We start from the raw sequence: 26,673 nt of genomic DNA on the forward strand, positions 1-26,673 counted from the left end.
CCCCGGCCGTTCGGTCGGGGCGTCTTCCATAGGGGCCGGGGAGACGTCAACGGTCGCGACGGATCCCTCCACCTCGCCGTAGACCGGGGGGATCCCCCGCGAAAGGCCCCCCATGTCGACAACCACATCGAAGCCCGACTCCCCCACCGACCTGCACAAGAGGTCGTGGAAGTACGTCCTTCGAAAGACCCTCCGCGAGTTCGGCTCCGACCAGTGCACCGATATCGCCGCGAGCCTCGTCTACTACGGTGTCCTGGCGCTGTTCCCCGGGCTCATCGCGGTGTTCTCGCTGCTCGGCGTCGTGGGCCAGAGCGACGCCGCCGCCGACACGGTGCTCGGTATCGTCCGCGACGTGGCTCCCGGCGGCACCATCGACCTGCTCGAGCAACCCGTGCGCGAGATCGCCTCCTCCCCCGCCGCGGGCTTCGCCCTGGTGACCGGACTCGTGCTCGCCATCTGGTCGGCGTCCGGCTACGTCCGCGCCTTCGGACGCGGCATGAACCGCATCTACGAGATCGAGGAGGGCCGCCCGTTCTACAAACTCCTCCCCGTGCAGCTGCTGCTGACGGTGGCCACGGTGGTGCTCGTCGCCCTCGCCGCACTGCTGCTGGTCGTCTCCGGCCCTCTCGCCGAGGCCGTCGGCGAGGGTCTCGGGCTCGGCAGTGCGGTGGTCACCACGTGGAACATCGCGAAGTGGCCGGTGCTGCTGGCGGTCGTGGTGGTGATCCTCGCGATCCTCTACTACGGCTCCCCCAACGCCAAGCAGCCGAAGTTCCGCTGGATCAGCGTCGGCGCGATCGTCGCGATCCTGATCCTCGCGGTGGCGACGCTCGGCTTCGCCGTCTACGTCGCGAACTTCTCCAACTACGACCGCACGTACGGCTCGCTGGCGGGAGTGATCGTCTTCCTGCTGTGGTTGTGGATCGCCAACATCGCGATCCTTTTCGGGGCGGAACTGGATGCCGAGCTCGAGCGCGGTCGACAGCTGCAGGCGGGCATCCCCGCCGAGCGCGACCTGAAGCTCCCCCCGCGCGACACGACCAAGATCGAGAAGACCCGCGAGAAGGAGGAGAAGGACATCGCCGAGGGGCGTCGGATCCGTCAAGAACACGGCGGAGATTCCGGCGACGCCGGAACGGCGTCGTGACGAATACGCGTGCCGACACGTCTCCTTGCTGACGGCCCGGCCCACGGGCCCGTCGGAATGGAGGATGCCATGCGCAACAAGATCATCCTGGTCGGGGCGATCGCGCTGATCGCTTACGTCGCGGGTACCCGCACCCCGCGGGTCGCGGTGAAGAGCCGCGAGTCGGTGGGCCACCAGATCGTGCGCCTGTGGAGCGACCCGCGTGCACGCAGGCGTCGCCGCAGGGCCGCGAAGAAGGCGGCGACTGCAGCCGAGAAGCGCGCGAAGAAGACGTTCCGCGACCTGCGTCGGTGATCGCTGCCGGAGCGGCTTTCCACGGCGCCTCCGGCGCCCTCGGTGAGGCTTGAGCCGCTCGGGCACCACCCCTGTGGATGACACAGAGCGCCATTCGCATGCGCATGTGAAGATGTGCATGCGACACCGAGGAGGCCCATGAACATCACACCGCTCTCGATCCCCGCCGACGCCACCGTCGGCACCGACGACATCGACGACCTCGGGGCCGGCTTCGCGCCGCGCTGCCCGGAATGCCTGCACACATCGCAACCCTGGGAGGTCGGTCGCGGCGCCGCCTGGCGGTGCCCCGGTTGCGGACTGGCGCTGATCGGCTGAGACCGCGCGGGCTACGCTGACCCCGTGGTCGCCAGCATCCTCATCTCGGTCTCCGCCGTCGTCTCGGCGGTGCTCGTCGGTTTCGTCGCGCGCCGCATCCTCGGCACGGCAGTCGGGTGGCCCCGCAGCATCGTGGTGGGTCTGCTCGTCTTCGTGCTCGGCGTACCGTCCGCGGCCTGGACGCTGCGGCAGACCGGACTGGTGCAGACGGGCGGAGCGATCCCCGCCGAGGACGCCTGGCTGTGGATCGGCCTCGTCGCCCTCTCGCTCGCCTGGGTCTTCGCGCTCGGCGTCGCGGCGCTCGTGGCGAGCGAAGCCATCTTCCCGACGCGCCCCCTACCCAACCCGATCGATGTCGTCCGAGCGGCGCTGCGCCAGCGCAAGCGCACCCGTCGATACCTCGAGATCCTCGCCATCGCCTCACGTCACGGCGTCGGCTGGCTCTTCCACGGCGGCCGCTCTCGGGTCGAAGACCAGTTGAGCACGTCCGAGGAGCGTGCGAACGCGATCGTCGCGACGATCAACGACGCCGGCGTCAGCTTCGTCAAGCTCGGCCAAGTGCTGTCGACACGTCGTGACCTCGTTCCCGAGCCGTACCTCAGCGCGTTGGCGTCGCTGCAGACGAACGCCACGACGCTGCCCTGGTCGACCGTGCAACAGGTTATCGAAGACGACCTGGGCTCGCCGATCGGCGAGGTGTTCGCCGAGGTCGACCCCACTCCGCTCGCGGCCGCCTCCGTGGCGCAGGTCCATCGCGCGCGCCTGCTCGACGGTACGCGCGTGGTGGTCAAGGTGCAACGCCCCGCCGCGCGCGCCCAGGTAGAAGCCGATGCCGACATCATCGATCGGCTGGCTCATCGCGCCGAGGCGCGCACTCGCGTCGGGCGCGATCTGCGTCTCGAGGCCGTCGCGCGCGGCTTCACGGCCACCCTGCTCGAGGAGCTCGATTACCGCATCGAAGCCCGGAACACGGCGATGATCGGAGCGACACTCGACGAGATCGATCGCGCCGAACCCGCCCGGCGCGGCGTGGTCAGCACGCCGCGCGTATTCCCGAACGCCTCGCATCAACGCGTCCTGACGATGGAGCTCGTCGACGGCACCGCCCTCAGCGATTCCGCCGAACGACTGTCGTCTCTCGATGCCGCGCAACGCGACCGTCTCGCTCAGGTGCTCATGGCGACGGTGATCGAGCAGATCCTGGTGTACGGCGTCTTCCACGCCGACCTGCACCCCGGCAACGTGCTCCTCCGCCAGGACGGGACGCTGGGGCTCATCGACTTCGGAGCGGTGGGGATCATCGAGCGCAGCCGCCGCCAGCAACTGACGGCGCTGCTGCTGGCGGCGCTCAGCGAGAACGATGTCGCCGCCGCCGACGCCCTGCTCCTGATCGTCGACGCCCCCGATGACCTCGACCTCAACGCCTTCCGCCACGACGTGGGCGTCGTTCTGACCAGCGAACATCTCCGGACGACCGGCCACGGATCGATCTTCACGCGTATGGTCGACGTCATCCGGCAGCACCGCATCGCTCTGCCCGGAGAGCTGGCCTCGGCCTTCCGCAGCTTCGCCACGCTGGAAGGGTGCCTGCGGGTGCTCGTCGACGACTTCGACATGGCCGGTCGCGCCCTCCCCCTCATGCCCATGCTCCTGAGGCGCACCCTGTCGCTCTCGCGAATGGCGACCGACCTGCAGGCGCAGTCCGTCATCGCCCTCGCCCGGTTGGAGCAGATCCCCCGACGGCTCGACGCCCTCCTCACCGGCGCCGAGAAGGGGTCCATCGGCATCACGCTGCGCGGACAGGACGGATCCGACATCAGCGGCATCCTGGCCCGCACCACCGGCGAGATCGCCTCGACGCTCGTATCGATCGCCGCGGTGGTCATCGCCGTCGTCCTCGTCATCGCCGGTGGCGGACCCGTGCTCGGCGGCTCGATCACACTGTTCGCCGTGCTGGGGGCGGTGGTCGGCCTTTTCGGCTTTCTGGGGCTGCTGCGGATCGTGCGCCGCGGGTTCACCCGCCGGTCCTGACCGCGCGCGCGGACTCGCCTCATCGGGGATGCTGCCTAGGGTGAGACGTGCCCTCCACCCCCCAGCCGTCCCGACCGCAGCGACTCCGGGCCGCCGTGGCGATGTCAGCCATCGGCGCGGCGCTCTACCTCGCCGGGCTCGCGGTCGTCGTCCTGTCGCCCGAACATCTCGATGGACACGCAGACCTGCTCTTCCGCGTCGCTTTCCGGTTGTTCCCGTCCGCCAACGGGCGCGAGGTGGATTTCGGATTCAACGTGCTGCTCTTCCTGCCGTTCGGCATCCTGCTCGCTCCGCTTCTCCGTTCTCACGCATGGGCGGTCCTCGTCGTCGCGTGGGCCGTTCCGACGGTGATCGAGATCGCGCAAGGGCTGTTCCTGCCGGGGCGCGTCAGCAGCATCTTCGATGTCGTCGCCAATGCCGCCGGCACTCTGACCGCTGCCCTCTTCGTGGAGGGCATGCGGCGCCGACTCACCCGTTAGTTCGCCCCTCTGGTCGACACCGTTGGTTCCCTCCACGACGCCCGCGGCCTCCCGCCGCATTTCGTCGCCGAGATCGCGCAGGATGCGTCGAGGATGCAACTGCCGCGGGTCGTACTCCCGCCAATCCGGGGCCAGGTCGTCGAGGTCGCGCGTGACGCCCGCCTTGCCCTGCTGGTAGAGGGCGTGCACCCGGCCGATCATCTGCGGCAGCTTCTGTCGCCACTCTCTCAGACGGGCCGGTCCGACGATCAGCCCCACCAGTATTCCGACGAGAAGAAGCTTGTCGACGTCTATGCCGAACACCTCAGCCCCTCCGTGCCGCACGTCGGCTCGACAGCGCAGCAAGACGCGTCCGGTACTCGCGCCGCGTCGCGGGGGGCAGCGGCGAGGAAGACGCCGCGGATCCCTCCGGGGGGAGCGCGCCGACGGCCGCAAGGATCGCGGATACCGCCTGGGTCGCCTCGCGTTCGAAGGCGGTCCACACTTCCTGCGCTCGCCCGACGGGATCCACGACGTCGTCGTCTTCCTCCGGCATCACCCGCCCACTCAGGCGCGCTCGCCCTGCCGCCCGCACGAGACCCTCCCAATCGCCTGCGGCATCGCGTACCGGGCCGTGCGCGAGGAGGCGGGCGAACTCACGCACGGTGAAGACCCTCGAGAGGAGATCGGGACGCAGATCGAGGACGACTCGTCGGTGGGCGCGCTCCGCGCACAACACCGTGTCTCCCGTGGCGAGGACACCCTCATCGAGCCGTCGCGTTCGGTGCCCGGAGAGATCGAGCCCGTAGGTCTTGCCGAGGTCGATGGTCTCGGGCGCGGCTCCGATCCCCGGTCTGGCAGCGGTTCCCGCGCTCTCGACCTCGAGACCGCAGCCGGTGAACGTCTGCACACGGGACCGGATGAGCCCCGCGATGAAAGGCGAGCGGATCATGTTGGCCGTACAGACGACGACGATGCGATTCCCGACCACGGTTTCCTCCCACGGGGCGATCCCGTCGTCGCGACGGCCGCCTCCGAGCCCAGTCAAACGGCTGCAGCAACAGCGATCCGCCGACGGCGGTCTCCGCACGCACGCTTTCGACCGGGTGATATCGCGGCTTTCGACGGGCGAGGTTGTGGGCAAAGGAGCGATTGCGAGGCCGACCCCACCCGAACATGAGGTCTCACCCCCAACGAAAGGCCGACATGGGCATCTTCGGCAACGCTTTCTCCGGATGGCACCTCCTCCTCATCCTCGCCGTCATCCTGCTGCTGTTCGGAGCGGCCAAGCTCCCGGGGTTGGCCAAGAGCGTGGGCGAATCGGTGCGGATCCTCCGCTCGGAGAGCAAGGACTCCACCCCCGTCGGAGGCGAGACCGCCGAGACGGATCACGGGGATGCCACGCGCGGCCGACCCAGCCCTCCGACCGCGACGTGAGTCGGCCGTCGAAAGTTCGTGCCGGCCGCAGGCGACACGGCTCAGATGGGACAGGTGGGGCAATGCCCCTCCTGTCCCATCTGTCTGAGTTGCGCCGGCGCGCCGCGATCTCCGCGATCGCAGTGCTCGTCACCGGAGTCGCGGGGTTCGCCCTGTCGGACGTCGTCATAGCCGCCGCCGCAGATCCGCTCGCGCACGTGCACGGCCCCTCGATGACAGGACTCAACTTCACCCGCATCGGCGAGGCCTTCGACCTGCGATTCAAGATCGCCATGACACTCGGCGTCGTGCTCGCGTCGCCGGTATGGCTGTTCCAGACCTGGGCATTCCTCGTGCCCGGCCTCACCTCGCGCGAGCGGCGCGCGGGAATCACTTTCGTCGGCCTGGCCGTCCCTCTCTTCTTCGCCGGCACCTGCTTCGGATGGCTCGTGGTGCCGCAGATCGTCGAGCTGCTCGCGGGATTCGCCCCGTCGGGCTCGACCACCATGCTCACCGCCAGTCAGTATTTCGACTTCCTGCTGAAGCTCGTCGTCGGCGTCGGCGTGGCCTTTGTCTCTCCGCTGGCGATCATCGCCCTCAATGCCGTCGGCGTGCTGAGCGCACGAAGCGTTCTCCGCGGGTGGCGCGTCGCGCTCGTCGTCATCGTCATCTTCTCGGCTGCCGTGACGCCCCCGGCCGACCTGATGAGCATGCTGATCATCGCCTTCCCCCTCTGCGTGCTGTACGTCATCGCTGCGGCCTGGACATGGCTCCACGACCGCCGCGCCGCGCGCCGCGCGTCATCGTCGCACTGAGAGGCGACTGCCGCCTCAGCCGTCGACGCGGTCGCGGTCACCCGCACCGCCCGGCGGTCCGCCTCAGCCGTCGATGCCGTCGCGGCTGAGCGGACCGCCGGGCGTGATCGCTTCGGCCAGCCGATGCTGCAGGTCACGCGCGCCGTCTCGCGTCAGCGCCAGCGACACGCCGATACCGGTCTCGATGACGATCCACGTCTCGGGGTCATCGGAGCGGCGGAGGGCGCCGATCTCGAGGGTGGTCTCTTCTCCGCCACCACGATCTTCGCCGCGGCGCGCACGCACCGTGAGGGCAACTCCGACGCTCCGGTGGTCTTCATCATCGGGATGCACCGTCGCGCCGTGCTCTGTGACGCACCACTCGTGAATGCACGGTCGCCGGTCGACCCGTCGGGTTGAGAGACGCTGGTTCATGCCTGACACCTTTCTCGCGGGGACGTCGATCGCAATGACGTCCCGAACATCGGTGGGCACGAACGAAGTGAACCGCGAACCTCCGACATCGCGGTCAGCGCCCCGGCGGAAGCCCCCGCGGCGGCGTCGGGATGAGGTCGCTCAGCGCCACACCCAGCACGTCGGCGAGCGCCACGAGTGTGCGCAGCCTCGGATTCGCCGCCGTCCCCGGATTCGACTCGCCCTTCTCCAGCTTCCGGTAGGTGAAGGTCGCGAGTCCCGCGGCGTGAGCCACCTGTTCCTGCGACATCCGCTTGTCGGCCCGAGCGCGGAGCATGCGAGCGCCGAGCTCTCGGGCGAAGTCGGTCCAGGGGTCGGGCAGGTCGCTCATGCGTCCAGCTTGCAGGGCCACCCACGCTCACATGAACATGTAAACATTCCCCACGGATGACGCCCCCATGCGGGCGGACTCGCGCGGTCCGGGTGACACGGTCTTCCGGCGGGGCGACGGGACGGGCGATTGTTCCCCCGGTCCACTCCGCCGCGGCCAGCCGAAGGAGTCGTTCACGCCCGGAAGAACGCCGCGCGCGCCGGTCGCCGGGGCTTCACCCGACTCGTCCGCCCGAGCGAGACGTCACGCACGAGCGGAGCGGTGAGAGAGTCCCCGCGCCCACCGTTGCGTCCACTCCCGGGCGCCGGTCTCGTGAACAACCCCCGGGCGTGGACCACGGAGCACCTATGCAAACAGCCGTCTCACTCATCGAGTCATCCGAGCACTCTTTCGATATCACCCGAAGCGGGGGGCCGGGGTCATCCTCGTGGCAGCGTCATTACGCGCGCTGGGTGATCCTCGCCGACATCGTCGTGGTGGTGACCGTCACCTTCGGCACGCAGGTGCTCTGGCTGGGCCCGCACCCCGTCGCCGTCGCATCGTCGCCATTCACCTACACGACCGTGTCGGCCGGACTGACCCTCGCCTGGATGACGGCCCTGTCGCTGTGGGGCACACGACACGCGCGTGTGCTCGGCTACGGCATCGCCGAGTACCGGTTGGTCCTGGGCGCCTCCGTGCAGTTGTTCGGACTCGTGGCGATCGTCGCGTACCTGACCGGTGCCGATCTGTCGCGCGGCTACTTCCTGCTCGGGCTGCCCCTCGGCTGTGTCGCGTTGATGGTGGGGAGGCTGCTCTGCCGGAGTTGGCTCGCGCGAGAACGGCGACGCGGTGCCATGAGCGCGCGCGTCGTGCTCGTAGGTAGCGCGGAAGAGAACGCACGGGTGGCCGCCGAACTCTCCCGCCAGCCGACCGCCGGCCTTCACGTGGTCGGTGTCCACACGCTCGACAGGGCGGGCTTCGCCTCAACCTGGTCGGAGGAGAACGCGCGACACCTGCGCGCCCGCCTCGAGGACCTGCAGGCCGACAGCGTTCTGGTCTCCGGCGGTGCCGTGCTCGACGCGCACGACATCCGCCGGATCGGCTGGAGCCTCGATCCGGGCCGTCAGCACCTCATCGTGGCCGTCAACCTCACCGATGTGGCAGGTCCTCGGCTGCACACGCGCCCCGTGGCGGGGCTCCCCCTCGTGCATATCGAGACCCCGCAGTACTCGGTGACGCAACGCTTCCTGAAGCGTGCTTTCGACATCGTGGGCGCCGGCATCCTCGTGCTCATCCTGTCGCCGGTGTTCGCCGCGCTCGCGCTCCTCGTGCGCGCCTCGGGTCCGGGTCCGATCCTCTACCGCCAGGAGCGGGTCGGGCAGGGCGGCGCACCGTTCGGCATGCTGAAGTTCCGCTCCATGGTGGACGGAGCCGATTCCCGACTCCAAGAATTGCTGAGCGCGCAGGGACGCGACGGCACGCCCCTGTTCAAGGTCGACAACGACCCTCGGATCACACCCCTCGGGCGGTGGCTGCGCAAGTTCTCGCTCGACGAGCTCCCGCAGCTGTTCAACGTCCTAGGCGGCCAGATGAGCCTCGTCGGACCCCGCCCCCAGCGCGATGCGGAGGTGGAGTTCTACGACGACGACGCCCACCGGCGTCTCATCGTGCGTCCGGGCATGAGCGGGTTGTGGCAGGTCAGCGGCCGCTCGGCACTGGCGTGGGACGACGCCATCCGTCTCGACCTCTTCTACGTCGAGAACTGGTCGCTCGTCGGCGACATCGTCATCCTGATCCGCACCTTCAAGGCCGTACTTGCTCCCGGCGGCACCGCACACTGACGCATGATGAAGGGGCCGGCTCGAATGAGCCGGCCCCTTCATCGTTCCGTCTCGGCGGTCACCCGCGACGCGTGCGACGCCTCGTCACGGCCTCCGCGGGAGGTTCCACGCTCGGGACCTGGACCGGAATTTCATCTGTGGCGTCACCCCCGGGTGCGGCGGGCGTCCTCCGCTGCGAAAGCGTCCGCAACCCGCTGACATTCTCAGGCGGCGGGCCGGCGGGCTGCCTGCGCGGACCAGCCTCGCGCTGCTCGGCCGTCCCCGCCGGGGTCTGTTCCTGCCGCCGCAGCCGGAACCGCCACCACGGCTTTCCGGACGATCGCGGAGCGCCGTAACCGTAGTAGCCCCCGTACTGCGAGCCGTAATAGCTGGAGTCGACGCCGCGCAGCGGCATCCGATTCAGCACGATACCGAGGAGATGGCCACGCGTCTTGGCGATGTTCTCGGTCGCGCGCGTCAACATGTCGTCGGTGGTGCGCCCAGCGGTGACCACGAGGACGGCACCGTCCGCCCAGCTCGCGATGACGGCCGCGTCGGCGACCGCGAGCGTCGGAGGGGAGTCGACGATGACGACCATGTCGCCCGCGAGCTTCCGGGCGAGCGACTGCATGCGCTGCGACCCCACCATCTCGCTCGGGTTCGGCGGCGTGCGGCCTGCCGCGACCACGAAGAGACGACCGTTCTGGTCTACTTGGTGCGCTACCTGCTCGATCTGCGCGCGTCCGGCCAGCACGTCCGACAGGCCGACGTCGTCGGAGAAACCGAACATTCCGCCGAGCACCGGACGCCGCAGGTCGGCGTCGATGAGGACGACGGACTGGCCGGTCGCGGCGATGCTCACGGCGAGGTTCGCGGCGGTGGTCGACTTGCCGTCGCCCGGGAGCGGACTGGTGACGACCATGACCCGAGCCGGGCGGTCCACGTCGACGTACTGCAGGTTGGTGCGCAGTTCTCGCATCGCCTCCTTGTGGGCGAACGAGCCGCGACCATCCTTGATGTCGTCGAACGAGAACACCGCGCGCCCGCCCGCCAGTTCCTTGTCGACGGGGAGGATGCCGACGACAGAGGCGTCGACGGCGTCCGTGATGTCGCGAGCCGATCGCACGCGTCGATCGAAGGTCCGACGCACGAGCGCGAAGATGATGCCCGCCACCCCGCCCGCGAGCGCCCCCACCGTGATGTCGAGCCGGATGTTGGGCGACGACGGCGAGGTGGGCAGGCGCGCCGAGTCACCCGCGACCAGTCGTACCGCGCTCTGTCCGCTGCCCCCCGTCTCGAGCTGATCGACCTCCGCCGTCATGCCGCGTATCCACGCCTCCGCGAGGTCGCGCGCGGACTCCGGCGTGGGACCGGTGGCATCCACGCGCACATTGACGGTGTCGACCGGATTGGAGACCCGGATCCGCTGCACGAGGGACTCGGGGCTGTCGGGGAGTCCGAGATCCTGACGCGCCGTCTCGGCCACGCTTCGCCAGTACCCCATGTCGATGAACGATTTCACCTTCGAGAGGGCGAGCTGGTCTCCCGCGAGCGCGGCACCGGTCGAACCGTCGGACGCGACCGCGGCCACGTAACCACTCGCGTCCGCCGTGTAGACCCGCGGCTGCAGCGAGCTCCAGCCGAGGCCCGCCAGCGCCCCCACGGCGATCAGCGCGACGATCGCCTTCCAATACGCGCGCAGAATGCGCACCACCCGCTGCATGTCCACTTCTTCTGCCTTCCCGACCCGACGGCGGCACCGGCGGGTCGCCCGAACTATAGGCACAGCTGCGAGCGCCGTCCGACGCCGCCGAGGCCTCTCATCCGCGGGCGAAGGCTCCCAGAGGCGGACGAGCGGAGGGAGGGGTGACGCCGAAGGGGTGAGAGAGGGATGACGAAGGGGATGAAAGATGCGGTTTTCGCCCGGTTGAGCTCGTCCTCACCCTCAGGATCATCTCTACGCGGTCGACGCCTCGCTGCGACGACGAACCCCTTCGCCCTCCGGCGGATGGGGCCGCCCCCATCACCTGGAGGTACAGATGCTCATCGATGCGGACACCATTCCCACCGGCGTCCGGGCGACCCGACGGATCAGCCGATTCTGGGCGCCTCGCCCTGCGTCGCTCGCTCTGCTACGCGATGCGCTCTCGAGTGATGTCGTGCTGTTGCGCGGACCGGCCGGAGTGGGCAAGACGTCTCTGCTGCGCCAGTTCGCGGCATCCCTCGATGACGACACCCAGTACGGGGTCCAGTTCATCGACGGCAGTGTCACGGCACCGGAGGACGTGCCGCGCATCCTCGACGCCTTCGCCGAGGGCCCGAGCATGCGAATCCTGCTCATCGACAATCACACGGAAGGGGCGGGACTGTCGACGGAGCATCTGCTGCGTCTGCTCCGCTCCGACACGAACCTGCGGATCGTCGTGGCCACCCGGCAGGCAACGGGACTGGAGAGTCCGCTGGTCGCGATCGAGTTCGATGTGCAGGTGATCCCCGCCGAGAACCTCCTCATGACCCGTGAGGAGCTCGCCTGCGTCCTGGAGCTGAACGGCGTCGCGACGACCGAGGTGGGCATCGACGCGCTCGCCGAGCGCACGCACGGCTGGCCCGCGCTCGTGCAGCTCGCCGCGGCGCGTCTGCGACTGGAGGGCATGCCGCTGCGCACGCGCGACGAGGCCATGGCCGCGGCCGCGTACGCCAATGCGGCCCTCACCGCCGACCTCGAGCAGCGCCTGAAAATGCCCGTCTCCGACGACGTCCGCCTGCTCGCCGTGGCCCCGCACGTGACGGTGGCGATCGCGGATGCCATGGGGGTGGATCCGCGCGAAGGGTCGACGGGCGAGCTCGTGGCCCACCTGCAAGACGCCGGATTCATGTGGCCGAGTTCGACGCGACTGACACTGGCGGAGCCAATCCGTGAGCAATGGCTGCGCGAGATCACGCAACGCCGCCCCGAGGACGTCGGCCGCGCGCGGCTGCATCTGCTCGCTCACCTCGTCGCCGGGGGCGAGCCACTGCTTGCGGCGCAGCTTTCCGCGGACGCCGAGCAGTGGGCCACGCTCGCCGGAGTGCTTCGTTCGTCGGGCCCGGAGATCTGGGCGCGTGATCCGGAGTGCTTCCGGCGACTGGTCTTCCTGTTGCGCACCCGCGCGCCCATGACGCCGGCCGTGGTGGACGCGCTCCTCGCCCTCGACCCCGAGACGGCGGTGTCGCCGGACACCCCCGGCCTCGTCGTGACCGCCCTCGGCCAGCTCCCGGATGCCAAGAGCGCCGCGTCGGGCAATCTCGATGCCCTGATCCTGCGCGTGAGCCTGCTTCGCGCCGCGGGCCGCTTCGCTTTGGCGACCGAGGCCGCGGCCCTGTTGAACGACGCTGCCCGCCGCTCCGGCGACCTCAGCGACGAGGTGGCGTGCGAGGCCTGGTACCAGGTGGGGATGACCTCCTTCGCGATGGGGAAGCTGCGCGACGCGCGCGTGATGTTGAGCCAGTCCGAACGCATCGCTCCTCCCGCCCGCCGCATGCGCGCACGGGGAGCCATCGCCGTCGTCGATCTGCTCGAGGGCGATGTGCGCAGCGCGCAGCAGGTCGTCGCCCCCGATAAGGACGACAACTGGCGCAGCTCCCCCTGGGGAGAGGGCATTCTCCTCGCTGAGGCGTGGCTGCGGCTCGAGGCGGACGACGCTGCGGGAGCACGGGCGCGGCTCGACGAGCTCCCCGCGACGGCCGGTGCGCGGGAGTTGTGGCCCTTCGCCGCCGCCGTGCACGCCCTGTCGTTGCTGTTGTCGGGCGGAGCCTCCGACGCCCTCGGACTGCTTCGGACGTGGATGGTGCGAGCGCGCAGCACACCGCCCTCCCACTACCAGTCGACGCAGATCCTCACCGCGCGCGCGAAGGTGCTGATCGCTCTGCGCCAGGCGCGGAAGGCGCTCTCGCTGTTCGAGGGCCCCTTCGCCCTCGCATCGACGACGGCGCCCGCCATCGCGCTGTCGCACCTGTACGCCGGACGCACGCACGAAGCGTTCGTGATGAGCGTCAAGTGGGGGCTGCACCACGAGCCGTCGCCGAGAGCAGCCTTGGAGAGCCTGGTGGTCAGCATCGTCGCGGACCTGCGCCTGAACGGTGTCGCCGCGCACCGCACCGCGGTGCAACGGGCCGAGGCGCTCAGCGCCCGCCACGATCTGTGGAGTCCGTGGAGCGCCGTCGCGCCGGAGGACCGTGCCCTCGTCCTGCAGATGCTCTCGCCCGCCTCGCGAGACCAGATCACCCGACGATGCTCGTTCTTCGCCTCATCGGTGAGCGTGCCGCACCTGACGAAGCGCGAACAGGTGGTCCTCGCCCACCTCACGCCGACCTCGACCATCGCCGACATCGCGAAAGCTCTCGTGGTCTCTCCCAATACGGTCAAGACGCAGTTGCAGAGTCTCTATCGCAAGCTCGAGGTCTCCGACCGTTCCAGCGCGATCCGAGCTGCGCACGCGTGGGGACTCATCGAGACCGAGTCGGAGCTGTGACGGCGCGCGCCCGACGGCGACGCCGGGCGCGCCCGATCGCCACCCGGGCGACCCCCAGGAGGATCAGGACGACGACCACTCCCGGCACCGAGAGCGGCACCCCTGCCCCGCGCAGCACCGTCAGGATGACGACGAAAGCCGCCACGGGAACCACCCACGACGCCACCTGGCGAACGAGGCGGAGGACGGCCGTCGCGCGGTGTGCGCCTGGTCGGTTCATCGGGTCGCGGCGTGTCATCGCCGGGTCCTGCGGTGATCGGCGGAGACCTGCAGACCGAAGAGCCCGAACCAGGCGATGGCGAGCGTGGCGGCGGTGAACTCCAGGTTGCCGCCGAGGACCGTGTCGCCTCGGGAGAGGGCGATCATCGCGCCGGTGAACGAGGCGGCACCCACCGCGACCAGGGTGAGGACACTGGCCGCGCGCATCCATGGGCGACGCCGCAGCGCGGCCACCTGGCCCATCGCGACGATCGCCAAAACGAAACCCAGGACGGCGAACGAGATGTGAACGAGATCCTGCGGGAGGGCCCCTGCCGTGAACGGAACGGGACAGCCGGGCGAGCAGGTGATGACGGATGCCACCCCGAAGCAGGCGCCGCACATGAGCAACGACGTGGCGACCGGCCACCCGGCGACATAGTCGTCGCCGCGGGCGACGGCGGCCCGTTCCACCAGCACGGCCGCGATCGCCAGGAGCAGCAGAGCCAGGTTGAATAGCGGCGCGGTCGGCATCCCCGTCGCCCCCAGCTGACTGACGTAGTGAACGCTCGGGTCGCCCGCGCGGCACACCCAGATGAGACCGGCACTGACGAAGGCGGCGAGGCCTCCCAGCAGAGCCAGCCGGGCCGAGCGGCGGTCCGGAGGCCCGGGCTCGATGTCGACGGGCCGCTCGAGGGTGTCGGTCATCGGCTCCTCCTGATCGGGCTCGGCAACTTTATCGTCTCGACCGTCATGCCTCTGCGACCCGCGGGGTGATCTGCGCGTCCCCCGGGGTGATTTCCCCCGTAGCCGTCCGGGCCCGCGGAATGCCGGGCCCATGCTGGGGGGTGCGGGCAGAGTGACCGCGTCGCCTGCGAGCCGGGGGGCCGCAGCGCTTGATGCGATTGCTCTGCCCGCACCCTCGTGACCGTCCTCGACGCACGTGCCCCCGCCGCGCGGCGTCTCTTCGACGGGCGAACCCACGGGTGAGAAATGGGCTCGATCCGCACACGACCGCGGACGGCCGTGGGAGTGTCGAACCGAGCGATCGTCGAGCGGTTCTCCCCCAAGATCCCGACTCTCCGAACGCGGTCGCTCTTCCCCCGATGCACGGTCCCGCGGCTCCGGCACCCGAGCCCGGGACCGTGCATCTCCCGCGGCCCTCCTTTCGCATCGATCCACGTGGGACGCGTGCAGCCGGGGGCCTTCGTGACCGACGCACGACCCGAGGAGAACCGTGATCGAGCCAGCCGCCCCCGAATCCGACGGCCGACGGCGGGGCGCACGGTCCGATCCCGACGCCGCGCAAACCGCGGCGTCCCCGCTGGACGACCTGCTCGACTCCGCCGGCACGCACGACCAGGAAGTGCCCGTCTTCCCCGTGGGTTTCCGCGGGTACGACAGGGACGCCGTCGACGGCGCCGTCCGCGAACTCCATGAGCGCCTTCGACAAGCGGCGGCCGACGCGCAGACCGCGAAGCTCCGTACGGAGGCGATGTTCGCTCAGCAGCGCGCGGAGCACGACCAGGAGCTCGAGGACGCTGCACGTCGGCATACGGAGCAGGTCACCGCTCTTCAGCAGCAGATGCGCGAAGCAGCGGCGCGTGCCGCGGAAGCCGAGACGCGGGTCACCGCACTTTCGAACGAACTCGTCACGGGCCGGGACGGCGAGGACCGCGACCCTCACCACGATCGCCAACAGTTCGACGCGATACTGCGCGTCGCGGAAGAACAAGCATCCGTGCTCGTTCAGAACGCCGTGGCTCAGGCCGAGCGGCTGCTCGACGGCGCCCGCGACGAAGCGGCATCCATCCGCGACGATGCGCTCGCCGAGCAGACGCGGTTGCGCGCCGAGGCGCAACACGACGCGGATCAGGTGCGGCTGCGCGTCGAGACCGAGGCGACGGCGCACGCCGCGCGGCTCGAGCGCGAGCAGGCCCACGCCGCCGAACGCCTCGCGCAGGCCGAGCGCGAGGCCGTCGCCGTCCGCACCGAGTCGGAACGCGGCGCGGCAGCCCTCCGGTCGATGGTGTCCCGTGAAACGGGTGAGTTGCGGGCCGCGGCCGAGCGCGATGTCCGGGAGATGACCGCTCGCGTCCTCGGGCTCGAGGAGTCCCTCACCCGGCGGCAGGACGAAGCACAGCAGGAGTTCCTCGTGCTGCACAATCAGGCCGTCGCACACGCGGAACGCATCACGGCGGACGCGACCGAGCAGGTATCGGCAGCTCTCGAGCACGCGCGGCGGATCGGCGCGCGCGCCGACGACTTCGAACGCCTCGCGCGCGCGCAGGCACAGCAAGTCGAAGCCGACGCCCAGGTCAGAGCGCGCGAGGTGCTCGACGACGCCCGCGACAAGGCGCAGCGCATCGCCGACACGATCAGCACGCACAGCGTGGGGGTGCTGCGCGACGCGGGGATCGCGCACGCGATCTTCGTTGGCAGCAGCAGCAGCTCGCCAGCTTCCTGACCGAGATGAACGAACTGCTGCGCGCTGTCCCGCGGGGCGGCCGTGCCGGCGTCACCGAGGCAGGTGTCGCCGAAGCGTCGGATGCCGGGGAGGAGCACGCGGCCGAGCCGGGCGCGGGCACGGCCTCCGACTCCGCGGAGGATACGGCGTTCGAGCGGGGGGACTGAGCACCACCGCTCCCGGCGAGCTAGCGTGGTGGCATGCGGAACGTCCCCCTCGGCCCCACCGGCCTTACCGTGCCGAACGTCGTCGCCGGCATGATGCGCATCGACGACAAGACCGACGCCGAAGTCCGCGCGCTGTACGACGCCGCCCGCGGTGCGGGGATCGACTTCTTCGATCACGCCGACATCTACGCGCGTTCGCTGCACTCGGCCGAGAAGCGATTCGCGGAGGCGCTCGACTTGAGCGCTGCCGAGCGCGGCGAGATCCGCCTGCAGACCAAGGCGGGGATCGTGCGGGAGGGGCCGTACTTCGACTTCTCATACGAGCATCTCGTGTCGTCGGTGGAGGCGTCGCTCCGGGCGCTGCAGACGGACTACGTCGACGTTCTGCTCCTGCACCGACCGGACGCGCTGGTGGAGCCGGCCGAGGTGGCCCGCGCGTTCGACCACCTCGAGAGCACGGGCAAGGTGCGTGCCTTCGGCGTCTCGAACCACACTCCGCGGCAGATCGATCTTCTGCGGACCGCGGTCCGTCAGCCCCTGGTGGCCAACCAGGTGCAATTATCGATCGCCCACGCGCCCCTCGTCACCCAGGGACTCGCCGCCAACATGGAGAGCACGCCCCAGTCGTCCGTGCTCGACGGCGGCGGACTCGTCGAATACTGCCGCATCAACGGCATCACGCTGCAGGCCTGGTCACCGCTGCAGGGAACGCGAGGCAACGGCGGTGTCTTCCTCGGGCATCCCGAGTACGCCGAACTGAACGCCGTCATCGACGAACTGGCCGAGAAGTACGACGTGACGCCTCTCGCCATCGCCGTGGCCTGGATCACCCGGCATCCGGCCGACATGCAGGTCGTTCTCGGCACGACCACCGCGGGTCGCCTCGCCGACGCGGCCGCGGGATCCGACCTTCGCCTGACCCGCGCCGAGTGGTATGCGCTCGTGCGGGCCGCCGGGTACATCGTTCCCTGACCGGGCCAGGACGTCGCCCGAGACGCCGCGGGTCAGTCGCCGCGACGGCGGCGGCGGCCTCGCGTGACGACGATGACGCCTCCGACGACCACGATCGCCGCGGCGATCAGCGGGATGAGCACGAATGTGAACCGCCCGGCCTCGGCCTCGGTGTCGGGTTCCGCCTGGGCGGAGTCGTCCGTCGCCGGGACGGTGGCACTCACCGAGGGTGAGGGGGTGGGAGTCACCGGCGCTGAAGTCGCCGTCGCGGCCGACACCGTGACCGTGACTTGCGCCAGCGCCGACTCGCCCGTTCCCACGGCGATCACGACGTCACCCGCCCGCGTCGGAGTGAACTCCACGACGGCGGTGCCACCGGAGACGGGGACCGCGGCGGAGGTTCCGCTGACCTCGACGCCCTCGCCGGCGAACGCTCCCGAGTCGATGTCGGCGAGCCCGAACGTCGCGGTCTCGAGACCACCGAGCCCGGATGCGGTGAGGGTCGTCGTCTCGCCCAGCGACACCGACGTGGGTTCCGCGGTGACGGACGGAGTCGCCGCCGCCGAGGCAGCGGACGGGGCGGCGACGAGCGCCGCCAGCAGGACGACCAGAGTGGGCAGAGATGTTCTGATACGCACGGGGGATCCCTTCGTCGGTCCGGGCAACGCTATCCACGGAGCGGGCGTCACGCGCGACGGTGGACGGCGCAGCTCCCGCGCGATATGGCCCACCGTCGAGGTGCTCGCCTAAGCTGGCACCGGCCCGCTCGGAGGGAGGAGCGCGATGAGATCGCCGACGCCATTGCCTCTCGGGGCGATCCTCAGTGCGGTGTCCGCCGCGATCTGCGCGGTTCCCACCCTGGCGCTGCCCGCCGACTCGCCCAACGCCCCGAAATCGGCCCTGCTCGTGGTCGGAGCCGTCCTGTTCGCGATCGGAGTCGTGCGCGTCCGCAGCGAAGCGGACACCCGACGATCCGCTCCGGAGCACAGGGACGACGACGACCACTGAAGACGACGGAGGCGTTTCAGACCCCGGCATCAGAGGGCGGAGGGCTCCTCGAGCGTGTCGGCGGTCACGAGCGATATCGGTTCCGTGGGGAGGTCCCAGGAGACTGCGGGGTCCATTCTCTTCTCCCGTCAGGAAGGGGTCGCCTGAATCGACGCCCCGCCGTGCGCCGGGGTTCATCACGGCGGGGTTGCACGGGTGGTCCGCCGCTGGCGAGTTCGCAGATGCCGAGCGCGTCCGCAAACCCGGGAAGCGATCAGGCCGCGCGGGCCAGTGTGCGCGAGCTCTTCGGCCGAACGACAGCGGTCGCGGCGGCGGGGTCGTCGATCGCGATGTCGAGACTCAGTCCACGCGACGAGTTGGCGTCGTTCGCCATGCGCTTGAGGAGGTTCTGGTCGAGGGCCTCCGGCTGCTCCGAGTCGAAGACGAATCGCAGCGGGATGGACGGCTGGAGCCAGACGGTCGAGCGACCGACAGGTTCGCCGGGTCCGTGAACCCACGACAGGGTGAAGCTCTCACCGCGGCGCAGCTTGGTCGCCACGACCACCTTGACGTGTGCCAACAAACGGTCGTCGATGCTGATCGGCTCGGTCGTCGTGCCGTAGTAAAGCTTCGCCATGATGTGCCCCTCTGCTCGTTGCTTGAATTCGAACTTACTAGTTAGACTAGCGAATAGGCAAGCGAGATATTAGGAGACCGGTGAAGATCGACAGCACGTCGCCTCCGTCGTACTGGTACAGCGAAAGCGCCGACGACGACCGTGGAGCACGCGTCATGGAAGCCTTGCGCTCCTACCGCGCAGCGGAAATGGCGATGCGGCGCCGTACGCAGACCTCGATGTGCATGGGCGAGAACGAACTCCTCGTGCTGCGATTCCTCACGCGCGCCGCCTCGTCCGCACGCGCGGTGACCCCGATCGATCTCGCCCGACACCTCGGCGTCTCGACCGCGTCGGTCACGGCGCTCTTGGATCGCCTGGAGCGCTCGGGCCATGTCGAGCGGCGGCCGCATCCGTCCGACCGGCGAAAGGTCGTCGTCTCCGCCACCGGCCACGCCGACATCGAAATGCGCGACACGCTGTCTTCGATGCACGCGCGCATGATGCAGGCGACCCGCGGGATGAGCGAGAGCGACACGGTGGCCGTCACAGGCTTCCTCCAACGTATGCGGTGCGCCGTCACCGCCGTCTGCGACGCCGGTGAGGACGAATGCTGCACCATCGCCGTGCCGCCGTCGGTCACCGCGCGGGCCGCCGACGCCGCCTCCGCTGCGGCACCGGAGGCGGCCGCATGACATCGTCGGTCGACGTCGTCGTCGCCCTGCAGGTCGACGGGGAGGCAGAGGTCGTGCTGTCGGTCGTCCCGGCTGCGGGGTGGGTGGTCGACGAAGCACTGGACATCACTGTCGACGGGGTCGAGGTGCACCCCGTCGAGCACATCGATGCGCACGGCACGCGGCTGCACCGCGCGACCCTCCCGGTCGGCACCGCCGACATCCACTACCGCGGGGTCGTCGCGCCCCCGGCCGCACCGGCTCCGTCGGATGACGTGGACCCGGTGCGATACCTCCGGCCGAGCCGTTATGCCCCCTCCGACGCCATCGGCGCCGCGGCTGAGCCGTTCGCGGGCCTCCCCGCGCGCGAGGCGGTCGCGCGTATCCCGGCGTGGGTGTGGGAGCACCTCTCGTACGTCCCGGGATCGAGCGGGCCGACCGACACCGCCCTCGACACGCTCCGGGAGCGCGAAGGCGTGTGCCGCGACTATGCGCACCTCACCATCGCGCTGCTGCGGGCGAGCGGTGTACCCGCGCGTCTGGTGTCCGCCTTCGCCCCGGGACTGGACCCCATGGACTTCCACGCCGTCGTCGAGGCCTTCGTCGACGGGCGATGGGAGGTCGTGGATGCCACCCGCCTCGCGCCTCGCGACCACCTCGTACGCATCGCCACCGGGCGCGACGCGGCCGACACCGCTTTCCTCACCACGCTGTCGGGGTCGCTCACGTTGACGTCGGTGACGGTGACCGCCGTCGTAGACGGCGACGTGATCGCCGACGACCACGCGCGTGCCGTGCTCCTGCGCTGACGCTCGCCATCCCCTGCGCGGGTGACCCCTCGGCGGGCGTGCCCATGGGCGTCACCCGGCGACGCGGACGACTTCGGCGATCACCCGTGGGTCGGCGAGGACACGGAAGTGCCCACCTCCGCTCAGACGCACGTTGCGCGCCCCCGCGAGCTCGCTCCCCTCGGGGATGTGAGGATCGAAAGCCCCGTACACCGACACGATGCGCGCGTTCGCCTCAGCGGAGGCCGCCAGGGCGCGCATCGTCGCATCGCCCGATGCGAAGGCGCGCAGAGAGGGCGTGGGCATCAGCCGGCTGTAGCGCGACCCGCCGAACGGCGTGGCGACGGCCACCATAGCCCGGACCCGCGAACCCGCCGGGTCGAACGCCATCACGTGCTTGCCGATCAGACCGCCCTTGCTGTGCGCGACGAGGACGACGTCGTCCAGACCTCGCGAGACGAGCAGCGCCGCGACGCGCGCGGCCTGCTCCGCGATGGGGCGTCGGTTGTCGCCGAGCTCGGCGACGACATGAACCGGGTGGCCGCGTTCGTGGAGCGCACGGGCGAGGGGCTCGAGGAAACGCCATGTCTCGTAGATGCCGGGAAGCAGCACGATGGGGGTGCCCTCCCCACCGGTGAACGAGTCCGGTCCGTCGCGGCCGACGAAGGCGCGCCACTGGCCGCGCACCGCATAGACGTAATCCCGCACCCACCACCCCAGCTCGCGCAGGCCCATGCGCGCCGTCATCATCGGGCTCGTCTCGGCATCCGTCGACATGCCCCCATCCTCACCGCCGACAGCGAGCGGGTCAGGCGGGTTGCGCACGCCCCGCCGCACACCGACGCGTCGGACGCAACCCCGCAAATCCCTTCGGGGGCCCGCTCTATCGTGTGGCGCATGGACATCTCCGACATCCGCTGGAACGAACCCGCCCGCCAGAAGATCCTCGACGACGCCGACAATGTGTTGCGCGAAGCGGTCGTCGCCATCGCCCGCGAAAGCGACGGAATCTCCTCCGACGAGGCTTTCGCGCAGATCAACGCCCGCATCAAGGACCGTTTCATCGACTACGAGCCGGGCCCCGACATCCGCACCTACGCCGACGCGATCGCCGCCGGCGAAGTCCCCACCGACGACGCAGCGTAAGACGGCCGTCCCGGGCGCGCAGACCCGCGCCCGGGAGCGGCATCAACACTGCCTGCGGATTGTCTGTGATCGGGCCGCTGTCACGGGTTCGCGGCGTACTCTCCTTGTACCCGACCCCGGCATCGCCGGTGCGGATGACGCCCCTCTGGCGTCCTCGATGACCCTCGCCCGTCGAGCCTCTCCCCCACCTGGCTCCGGACGAGGGTCGTCGCCCGCTCCGGCTCAGCGGTCCTCGCCGTAGCCGCGGATGCTGCGCAGGTCGTCTTCGAGGTCTTCAGCGGGCAGGTCGCCGTCGGAGACCGCGGCATCCGCGGCCTTCTGCTCCCGCGCACCGTCCTTCTTCTCCTCCACCCCGGCATCGGTCGCGCCGTCCATGACAGGGGCGTCCTGGGTCTCTTCGCGATCGGTCATCGTCGTCCTCCTTTGAATCGGGTGAGACACGAATCCTTCCGCACCAGATCGACACGGAGGCGGGGCTTGCGCGGCGCTGCCGTCGACCCCTTCGGCGAGGGGCGAACACGGCAGGGCGAGCGGGTGAGCTCGGGACACCGGCGAAGGCACGTCGCTGCTCGCGTCCGTCGTGGCACCGTCGGTGGCGACGGCCGCCGTGCCGACGACACGATGTTGGCGCCGCCACGGCCGCCGCGGTCGAACCCGCCGCGATCAGTGGTGCACGGGATGCCGGCGCTCCAGCGCCGCCCCCTCCACGTCGACGTTGGGGATGAGGCGATCCAGCCAGCGGGGCAGCCACCATGCCGCCCCTCCGAGCACGTGCATGATGGCCGGCACCAGCAGCATCCGTACGAGGAAGGCGTCGAGCAGCACCCCGAGCGCGAGGCCCAGTCCGAAGGACTTGGTGATGACCGCCTCGGAGGTGATGAATCCCGAGAACACCGCAATCATGATGATCGCCGCCGCCGTGACGACGGTGCGGCCGGCGCGGAAGCCCTGCGCCACGGCCAGGCGCGGAGTCGCGCCGTGGGCCCACGCTTCGCGCATGCCCGTCGTGAGGAAGAGCTGGTAATCCATGGCGAGGCCGAACAGGATGCCGACGAGGATCACCGGCAGGAAGCTCAGGATCGGGCCGGGATCGTGCACGCCGAACAATTCGCCGAGCCAGCCCCACTGGAACACCGCGGTCACCGCACCGAAGGTGGCGAACAGGGAGAGCACGAACCCTCCGGTGGCGATGAGCGGCACCAGCAACGAACGGAAGACCATCACCATGATGAGGAACGACAGCCCGACCACCACGATCAGGTAGACCGGCAGCACATCGGCCAGTCCCTCGGAGATGTCGATGTTGATCGCCGCGGCTCCCGCGACACCGAGCTCGATGTCGCCGTTCACCGGCGGCAGCGACCGGAGATCGCGCACGAGCTGCTCGGTCGATACGGCGTTGGGCCCCTCCTGGGGGATCACCTGGAACGCGGCGAGCGTGCGATCGTCCGAGACGGCGACGGGCGCGACCGCCGCGACGTCGTCTTGGGCGAACAGCTCGCGCGCGATCTGCAGCTGCACGCTCTGCACATCGTCTTCGGCCGTACCGTCGGGGAGCGCGGCGGTGATCAGAAGGGGCGCGTTGGAGCCCTCTCCGAAGGCCTGCTCGCTCCACGTGAAAGCCTTGTAGCCCGAGGAGTCCTCCGCCTCGCTTCCACCGTCGGGCAGTCCGAGACGCATCGACAGCGCGGGGATGGCGATCACCAGCAGCACGGCGGTGGCGACCACCATCGTGACGACGGCCCGCAGGGTCGACATGGGGCGCACCGATACGGCGCCCGTGGCGACGGGCGCCGTATCGGTGCGAGCGGCGCGGCGCGGGTGGTCGGCGACGTCGGCCGCAGCGGTGCGAGCGGCGCTGCGCGGGTGGCCGGAGGCGTCGGCCGCCGCCGTGGCACGGGTGCGCGCCTTCGCACTGAGGATGCGCATGCCGGCGAGTCCCAGGAGAGCGGGAGTCAGCGACACCGCGATCAACACCGCGACCAGGACGCTCACGGCACCCGCCGTGCCCATCAGTCCGAGGAAGGGGATGCCGGTGATGTTGAGCGCGAGGAGGGCGACGATCACCGTCGACCCCGCGAAGACGACAGCGTTGCCGGCGGTGCCGTTCGCGAGACCGATGGATTCCACGACGTCGGCACCCTGCAGCAGCTGACGACGGTGCCGGTAGAGGATGAACAGCGCGTAGTCGATGCCGACGGCGAGTCCCAGCATCACCCCCAGGAAAGGGGTGACGGATGCCATCTGCACCACGCCCGAGAACGACAGGGTGGCCATGGATCCGATGGCGACGCCGATGAGGGCCGTGACGATGGGGAACGATGCGGCCAGGAGTGAACCGAGCACGACCACGAGCACGACACCGGCGACCGCGACGCCGATGACCTCGCCGACGCCGAAGATCTCGGGGATGCCCTGTGAGATCTCGGTGTTGAACGCGACTTCGGCGCCGGCCACGGGTTCGGAGAAGTGGGCGACCACGGCCTCCTTCGACGCCTCCGCGAGCTCGAGACGCGGCTTGTCGAACGACACGTTGACGATCGCCGTGGCCCCGTCTTCGGACACCAGGCGGATGGCATCCGCGAACGAGAGGAGTTCGGCGCCGTCGGCGAGCTGCGTCTCCTGCGCGGCGATCTGCGCCAGCGCGTCGGTCACCTGCGCCTGCTGCTGCTCCAGAGCGGCGCGCTGCTGGTCGAGCTGCGCCTGCTGCGCGTCGAGGGCGTCGAGCTGCGCCTGCTTCTGCGCCTCGGGGAGCGGTGCCGCCTCGAGCTGTGCGCGTCCGGCGTCGAGCTGCTGCTGCCCCTGGTCGAGCTGGGCCGCGCCGGCGTCGAGCTGCTGCTGGCCGGCCTCAACCTGGGCGCGCGCGTCGGCGAGCTGCTGACGACCGTCGACGACCTGCTGACGCTGCGCGTCGAGCTGGGCCTGCGCCTCGAAGAGGTCGGTCACGCGGGCGACGTCGGGGAGGTCTCCCGCAGAGTCGACCAGAGCGGTGATGTCGCTCTTCTGAGCGTCGGTCAGCGCCTGACCGTCGGCGGTGCGGAAGACGACCGCCCCCGACGCCCCGCTGAAGTCGGGGAGCTCGTCCTGCAGTTCGGCGATCACGTCACCGGAGGCCGTGCCGGGGATGTCGAAGCTGGAGCTGAGGCCCTTGAATCCCAGCGCGAAGCCCCCGCCGACGACGCCGAGGATCACCGCCCAGGCGACGATCACGATCCAGGCGCGCCGGGCGGCGAAGGTTCCAAGGCGGTGCAGTAGTTCGGCCATGCGGGGTTCCTCTCGTGCGGTGCGCGCGAGGGAGCACCGTCGGCTCCGACCAGTCCGGGCAAAGATAACACGCACCGTCTCGTCTCGGTTCCGCTCGACGTCGCGCACAATATGTGACATGGCTCTTCCCCGCAGTGGTCCCGTTCGCAGCGAAGCGGCTCGTCTGGCGATCCTCGACGCCGCGGTCGCGCTCTTCGCCGAGCGCGGGTACGACCACCTGACGATGGAGGGCATCGCCCGCCGGGCCGGTGTGGGCAAGCAGACCATCTACCGGTGGTGGCCGAGCAAGGGCGACGTCATCGCCGAGGCGATTTTGGAGGGGCGCCTGCTGGGCAACCGGCGTGAGCTCCCCGACACCGGCGACGCTCGCACCGACCTGGCCGCGTGGCTCACCGACCTGTTCACGCTTCGCGCGAGTCCCGAGGGAGAAGGTCTGCTGCACTCTCTCGTCGCCGCGGCGGCGGGGAGCGCGGAGACCGGGCGGCGCCTGCGCGCCGAGATCCTCGCCGCCCCGCTCAACGAGCGCCTGTCGCAGGCGATGGGCGGGGTCACGGGCCCCCGACTCGACGCCGCCGCCGACGCCCTGGTGGGGGCCGTCATCCTGCGCGCGCTCAGCCGCGAGGAGTTCGGCGGCGACGACATGCTGCTGCTCGTCGACGCCATCGTGGGGCCACCCCGGCACTGAGCGGGGCGCCTCGCGACCGCGCGGCCTCGACCGCGGGCGCGGGCCGTCGGTGGGATAGCGTCGAAGCCATCCCGCCCCTCGACCCGATGAGCACCCGATGAGACCCAAACTGCAAGACGTCGCCGCCCGCGCCGGGGTCTCGGTCACCACCGTCTCGCGCGTGCTGAACAACCGCGGCTACCTCAGCGACGACATCAAGAGGCGCGTCGACGATGCCGTCTCGGAGCTCGGCTACCGGCCCAACGAGATCGCCCGCTCGCTCATCGGCCAGCGCTCGACGCTGGTCGGCCTCATCGTCCCCACTGTCGCCGATCCGTTCTTCGGCGAACTCGCCTCGCACGTGGAGGGGGCGCTCGCCGCACGCGGCTACAAGATGCTGCTGTGCGACTGCCACGACACCCCCGAGCGCGAGGAGAAATACCTCGACCTGCTGCAGGGCAACCGCGTCGACGGCATCATCAGCTCGACGCACAACCGCGACGTCACCGGATACGGCCGTGCCGACCTCCCCATCGTGGCCATCGACCGCCGCCTCGGCGAGGGGATCCCCACCGTCCACAGCGACAACCGCACGGGCGGGGTGCTCGCCACCGAGCACCTCATCGCCCGCGGGGCGCGCACTCCCGTCCACCTGACCGCCACCGACCACCCCGGCAACCAACGCGCGGCCGCCTACCGCGAACGCATGGCCGCGCACGGACTCGAGCCGCGCGTGATGGCCTACGGCTACGACACCTCGCTCGACGAACGGCGCGCGGCGATCGAGACCTGGCTGACCGTGAACCCCTGCGACGGCGTGTTCGCCAGCGACGACCTCACCGCCCTGATGGCGTTGGAATGGGCGAGAAAGACCGGGCGACGAGTACCCGACGACCTGCGCATCGTCGGCTACGACGGCGCTGCGGCGCTGCAGCTGGCCGTTCCCGGCCTCACCACCGTCCGCCAGCCCATCGAGCGGATGGCGGCGCGGGCGGTCGACCTGCTGATCGAGAGGATGACGGATTCTGCGGCGATCGCGACCGCAGAGGCTCCGCTGCCGGTGGCGCTGCGCCACGGCTGGACGTCCTGACGGCGCCCATTCCACCCGGCGTGTTCGTCGATTCGTGCGCGAGCGCGGGGGCTGCGGGCAGCCGGTGCGATCGCACGCACCCCGG

The 26,673-nt window shown here is 70.1% G+C and carries 28 protein-coding genes; 18 read left to right on the top strand and 10 right to left on the bottom strand.

Going from position 1 to position 26,673, the window contains the following annotated elements; all coding sequences use genetic code 11:
* Window positions 1-112: 112 nt before the first annotated feature.
* The 5 genes from QE410_RS13455 (at window position 113) to QE410_RS17150 (ending at window position 4,269) form a co-directional block, all read left to right on the top strand.
* Window positions 113-1,147 (top strand): YihY/virulence factor BrkB family protein, encoded by a 1,035-nt coding sequence (locus tag QE410_RS13455; RefSeq protein WP_307332976.1) that lies wholly within the window; start codon window positions 113-115, stop codon window positions 1,145-1,147.
* 9 nt (window positions 1,148-1,156) lie between these two features.
* Window positions 1,157-1,441: a hypothetical protein gene (locus QE410_RS13460; RefSeq protein WP_307332977.1), complete on the top strand. Its 285-nt coding sequence runs from the start codon at window positions 1,157-1,159 to the stop codon at window positions 1,439-1,441.
* Window positions 1,442-1,579: 138 nt separating this feature from the next.
* Window positions 1,580-1,759, top strand: a complete 180-nt coding sequence (locus QE410_RS13465; protein ID WP_307332979.1) for a hypothetical protein — start codon at window positions 1,580-1,582, stop codon at window positions 1,757-1,759.
* Window positions 1,760-1,783: 24 nt separating this feature from the next.
* Window positions 1,784-3,790 (top strand): AarF/ABC1/UbiB kinase family protein, encoded by a 2,007-nt coding sequence (locus QE410_RS13470; RefSeq protein WP_307332981.1) that lies wholly within the window; start codon window positions 1,784-1,786, stop codon window positions 3,788-3,790.
* 101 nt (window positions 3,791-3,891) lie between these two features.
* Entirely contained in the window at window positions 3,892-4,269 is a 378-nt protein-coding gene (locus QE410_RS17150) for a VanZ family protein (RefSeq protein WP_373459380.1), read from the top strand.
* A gap of 304 nt (window positions 4,270-4,573) precedes the next feature.
* Here the strand turns inward: QE410_RS17150 and QE410_RS13480 are convergent, their stop codons facing one another.
* Complete coding sequence (locus QE410_RS13480) at window positions 4,574-5,239, bottom strand: hypothetical protein (RefSeq protein ID WP_307332985.1); 666 nt, start codon at window positions 5,237-5,239, stop codon at window positions 4,574-4,576.
* A gap of 215 nt (window positions 5,240-5,454) precedes the next feature.
* Between QE410_RS13480 and tatA the strand changes: the two genes are divergently transcribed.
* Both tatA and tatC read left to right on the top strand, forming a co-directional pair.
* Window positions 5,455-5,685 (top strand): twin-arginine translocase TatA/TatE family subunit, encoded by a 231-nt coding sequence (tatA, locus tag QE410_RS13485; protein WP_307332986.1) that lies wholly within the window; start codon window positions 5,455-5,457, stop codon window positions 5,683-5,685.
* Window positions 5,686-5,747: 62 nt separating this feature from the next.
* Window positions 5,748-6,479: a twin-arginine translocase subunit TatC gene (gene tatC, locus QE410_RS13490; RefSeq protein ID WP_307332988.1), complete on the top strand. Its 732-nt coding sequence runs from the start codon at window positions 5,748-5,750 to the stop codon at window positions 6,477-6,479.
* Window positions 6,480-6,542: 63 nt separating this feature from the next.
* On the opposite strand, the gene QE410_RS13495 is transcribed toward tatC, so the two are convergent.
* Together QE410_RS13495 and QE410_RS13500 are read right to left on the bottom strand one after the other, a co-directional pair.
* Entirely contained in the window at window positions 6,543-6,893 is a 351-nt protein-coding gene (locus QE410_RS13495) for a hypothetical protein (protein WP_307332990.1), read from the bottom strand.
* Window positions 6,894-6,987: 94 nt separating this feature from the next.
* The gene (locus tag QE410_RS13500) at window positions 6,988-7,263 is read right to left on the bottom strand and encodes a helix-turn-helix domain-containing protein (RefSeq protein WP_307332992.1); all 276 of its coding nucleotides are present in this window, start codon (window positions 7,261-7,263) and stop codon (window positions 6,988-6,990) included.
* Window positions 7,264-7,715: 452 nt separating this feature from the next.
* Between QE410_RS13500 and QE410_RS13505 the strand changes: the two genes are divergently transcribed.
* Entirely contained in the window at window positions 7,716-9,086 is a 1,371-nt protein-coding gene (locus tag QE410_RS13505) for a sugar transferase (RefSeq protein ID WP_307332994.1), read from the top strand.
* Between the two features lie 58 nt (window positions 9,087-9,144).
* Here the strand turns inward: QE410_RS13505 and QE410_RS13510 are convergent, their stop codons facing one another.
* Window positions 9,145-10,788, bottom strand: coding sequence for a polysaccharide biosynthesis tyrosine autokinase (locus QE410_RS13510; RefSeq protein WP_307332996.1), 1,644 nt, complete (start codon window positions 10,786-10,788; stop codon window positions 9,145-9,147).
* A gap of 316 nt (window positions 10,789-11,104) precedes the next feature.
* On the opposite strand from QE410_RS13510, the gene QE410_RS13515 reads away from it, so the two are divergent.
* Complete coding sequence (locus QE410_RS13515; RefSeq protein WP_307332998.1) at window positions 11,105-13,576, top strand: LuxR C-terminal-related transcriptional regulator; 2,472 nt, start codon at window positions 11,105-11,107, stop codon at window positions 13,574-13,576.
* A 234-nt stretch (window positions 13,577-13,810) separates the two neighbouring features.
* On the opposite strand, the gene QE410_RS13520 is transcribed toward QE410_RS13515, so the two are convergent.
* Window positions 13,811-14,482, bottom strand: coding sequence for a DUF998 domain-containing protein (locus QE410_RS13520; RefSeq protein WP_307333000.1), 672 nt, complete (start codon window positions 14,480-14,482; stop codon window positions 13,811-13,813).
* 529 nt (window positions 14,483-15,011) lie between these two features.
* Between QE410_RS13520 and QE410_RS13525 the strand changes: the two genes are divergently transcribed.
* The 3 genes from QE410_RS13525 to QE410_RS13535 are packed head-to-tail and all read left to right on the top strand — an operon-like array spanning window position 15,012 to window position 17,380.
* Window positions 15,012-16,241, top strand: a complete 1,230-nt coding sequence (locus QE410_RS13525; RefSeq protein WP_307333002.1) for a cell division initiation protein — start codon at window positions 15,012-15,014, stop codon at window positions 16,239-16,241.
* Window positions 16,242-16,246: 5 nt separating this feature from the next.
* Window positions 16,247-16,408, top strand: coding sequence for a hypothetical protein (locus QE410_RS13530; protein ID WP_307333004.1), 162 nt, complete (start codon window positions 16,247-16,249; stop codon window positions 16,406-16,408).
* A 33-nt stretch (window positions 16,409-16,441) separates the two neighbouring features.
* Window positions 16,442-17,380 (top strand): aldo/keto reductase family oxidoreductase, encoded by a 939-nt coding sequence (locus QE410_RS13535; RefSeq protein ID WP_307333006.1) that lies wholly within the window; start codon window positions 16,442-16,444, stop codon window positions 17,378-17,380.
* A 32-nt stretch (window positions 17,381-17,412) separates the two neighbouring features.
* On the opposite strand, the gene QE410_RS13540 is transcribed toward QE410_RS13535, so the two are convergent.
* Window positions 17,413-17,997 (bottom strand): hypothetical protein, encoded by a 585-nt coding sequence (locus tag QE410_RS13540; protein ID WP_307333008.1) that lies wholly within the window; start codon window positions 17,995-17,997, stop codon window positions 17,413-17,415.
* 145 nt (window positions 17,998-18,142) lie between these two features.
* On the opposite strand from QE410_RS13540, the gene QE410_RS13545 reads away from it, so the two are divergent.
* Entirely contained in the window at window positions 18,143-18,367 is a 225-nt protein-coding gene (locus QE410_RS13545) for a hypothetical protein (protein ID WP_307333010.1), read from the top strand.
* Window positions 18,368-18,620: 253 nt separating this feature from the next.
* Here the strand turns inward: QE410_RS13545 and QE410_RS13550 are convergent, their stop codons facing one another.
* Entirely contained in the window at window positions 18,621-18,983 is a 363-nt protein-coding gene (locus tag QE410_RS13550; protein ID WP_307333011.1) for a hypothetical protein, read from the bottom strand.
* Between the two features lie 80 nt (window positions 18,984-19,063).
* On the opposite strand from QE410_RS13550, the gene QE410_RS13555 reads away from it, so the two are divergent.
* Window positions 19,064-19,657, top strand: a complete 594-nt coding sequence (locus QE410_RS13555) for a MarR family winged helix-turn-helix transcriptional regulator (protein WP_307333013.1) — start codon at window positions 19,064-19,066, stop codon at window positions 19,655-19,657.
* Window positions 19,654-20,445, top strand: coding sequence for a transglutaminase family protein (locus QE410_RS13560; protein ID WP_307333016.1), 792 nt, complete (start codon window positions 19,654-19,656; stop codon window positions 20,443-20,445). Before QE410_RS13555 ends, QE410_RS13560 begins: the two co-directional genes overlap by 4 nt.
* A 51-nt stretch (window positions 20,446-20,496) precedes the next feature.
* On the opposite strand, the gene QE410_RS13565 is transcribed toward QE410_RS13560, so the two are convergent.
* Window positions 20,497-21,201 carry a triacylglycerol lipase gene (locus tag QE410_RS13565; protein ID WP_307333018.1) on the bottom strand — a complete coding sequence of 235 codons (705 nt, stop codon included), beginning with the start codon at window positions 21,199-21,201 and terminating at the stop codon, window positions 20,497-20,499.
* Window positions 21,202-21,321: 120 nt separating this feature from the next.
* On the opposite strand from QE410_RS13565, the gene QE410_RS13570 reads away from it, so the two are divergent.
* Window positions 21,322-21,570, top strand: coding sequence for a hypothetical protein (locus QE410_RS13570; protein WP_307333019.1), 249 nt, complete (start codon window positions 21,322-21,324; stop codon window positions 21,568-21,570).
* A gap of 222 nt (window positions 21,571-21,792) precedes the next feature.
* Here QE410_RS13570 and QE410_RS13575 read toward each other — a convergent pair whose 3' ends face one another.
* Together QE410_RS13575 and QE410_RS13580 are read right to left on the bottom strand one after the other, a co-directional pair.
* Complete coding sequence (locus QE410_RS13575; RefSeq protein WP_307333021.1) at window positions 21,793-21,981, bottom strand: hypothetical protein; 189 nt, start codon at window positions 21,979-21,981, stop codon at window positions 21,793-21,795.
* 252 nt (window positions 21,982-22,233) lie between these two features.
* Complete coding sequence (locus tag QE410_RS13580) at window positions 22,234-24,834, bottom strand: MMPL family transporter (RefSeq protein WP_307333022.1); 2,601 nt, start codon at window positions 24,832-24,834, stop codon at window positions 22,234-22,236.
* Window positions 24,835-24,952: 118 nt separating this feature from the next.
* Between QE410_RS13580 and QE410_RS13585 the strand changes: the two genes are divergently transcribed.
* Both QE410_RS13585 and QE410_RS13590 read left to right on the top strand, forming a co-directional pair.
* Window positions 24,953-25,519 (top strand): TetR/AcrR family transcriptional regulator, encoded by a 567-nt coding sequence (locus QE410_RS13585; protein WP_307333024.1) that lies wholly within the window; start codon window positions 24,953-24,955, stop codon window positions 25,517-25,519.
* Between the two features lie 97 nt (window positions 25,520-25,616).
* Window positions 25,617-26,588: a LacI family DNA-binding transcriptional regulator gene (locus QE410_RS13590; RefSeq protein WP_307333026.1), complete on the top strand. Its 972-nt coding sequence runs from the start codon at window positions 25,617-25,619 to the stop codon at window positions 26,586-26,588.
* Window positions 26,589-26,673: the final 85 nt, after the last annotated feature.

The organism is Microbacterium sp. SORGH_AS_1204, from assembly GCF_030818935.1.
Lineage (GTDB): Bacteria > Actinomycetota > Actinomycetes > Actinomycetales > Microbacteriaceae > Microbacterium.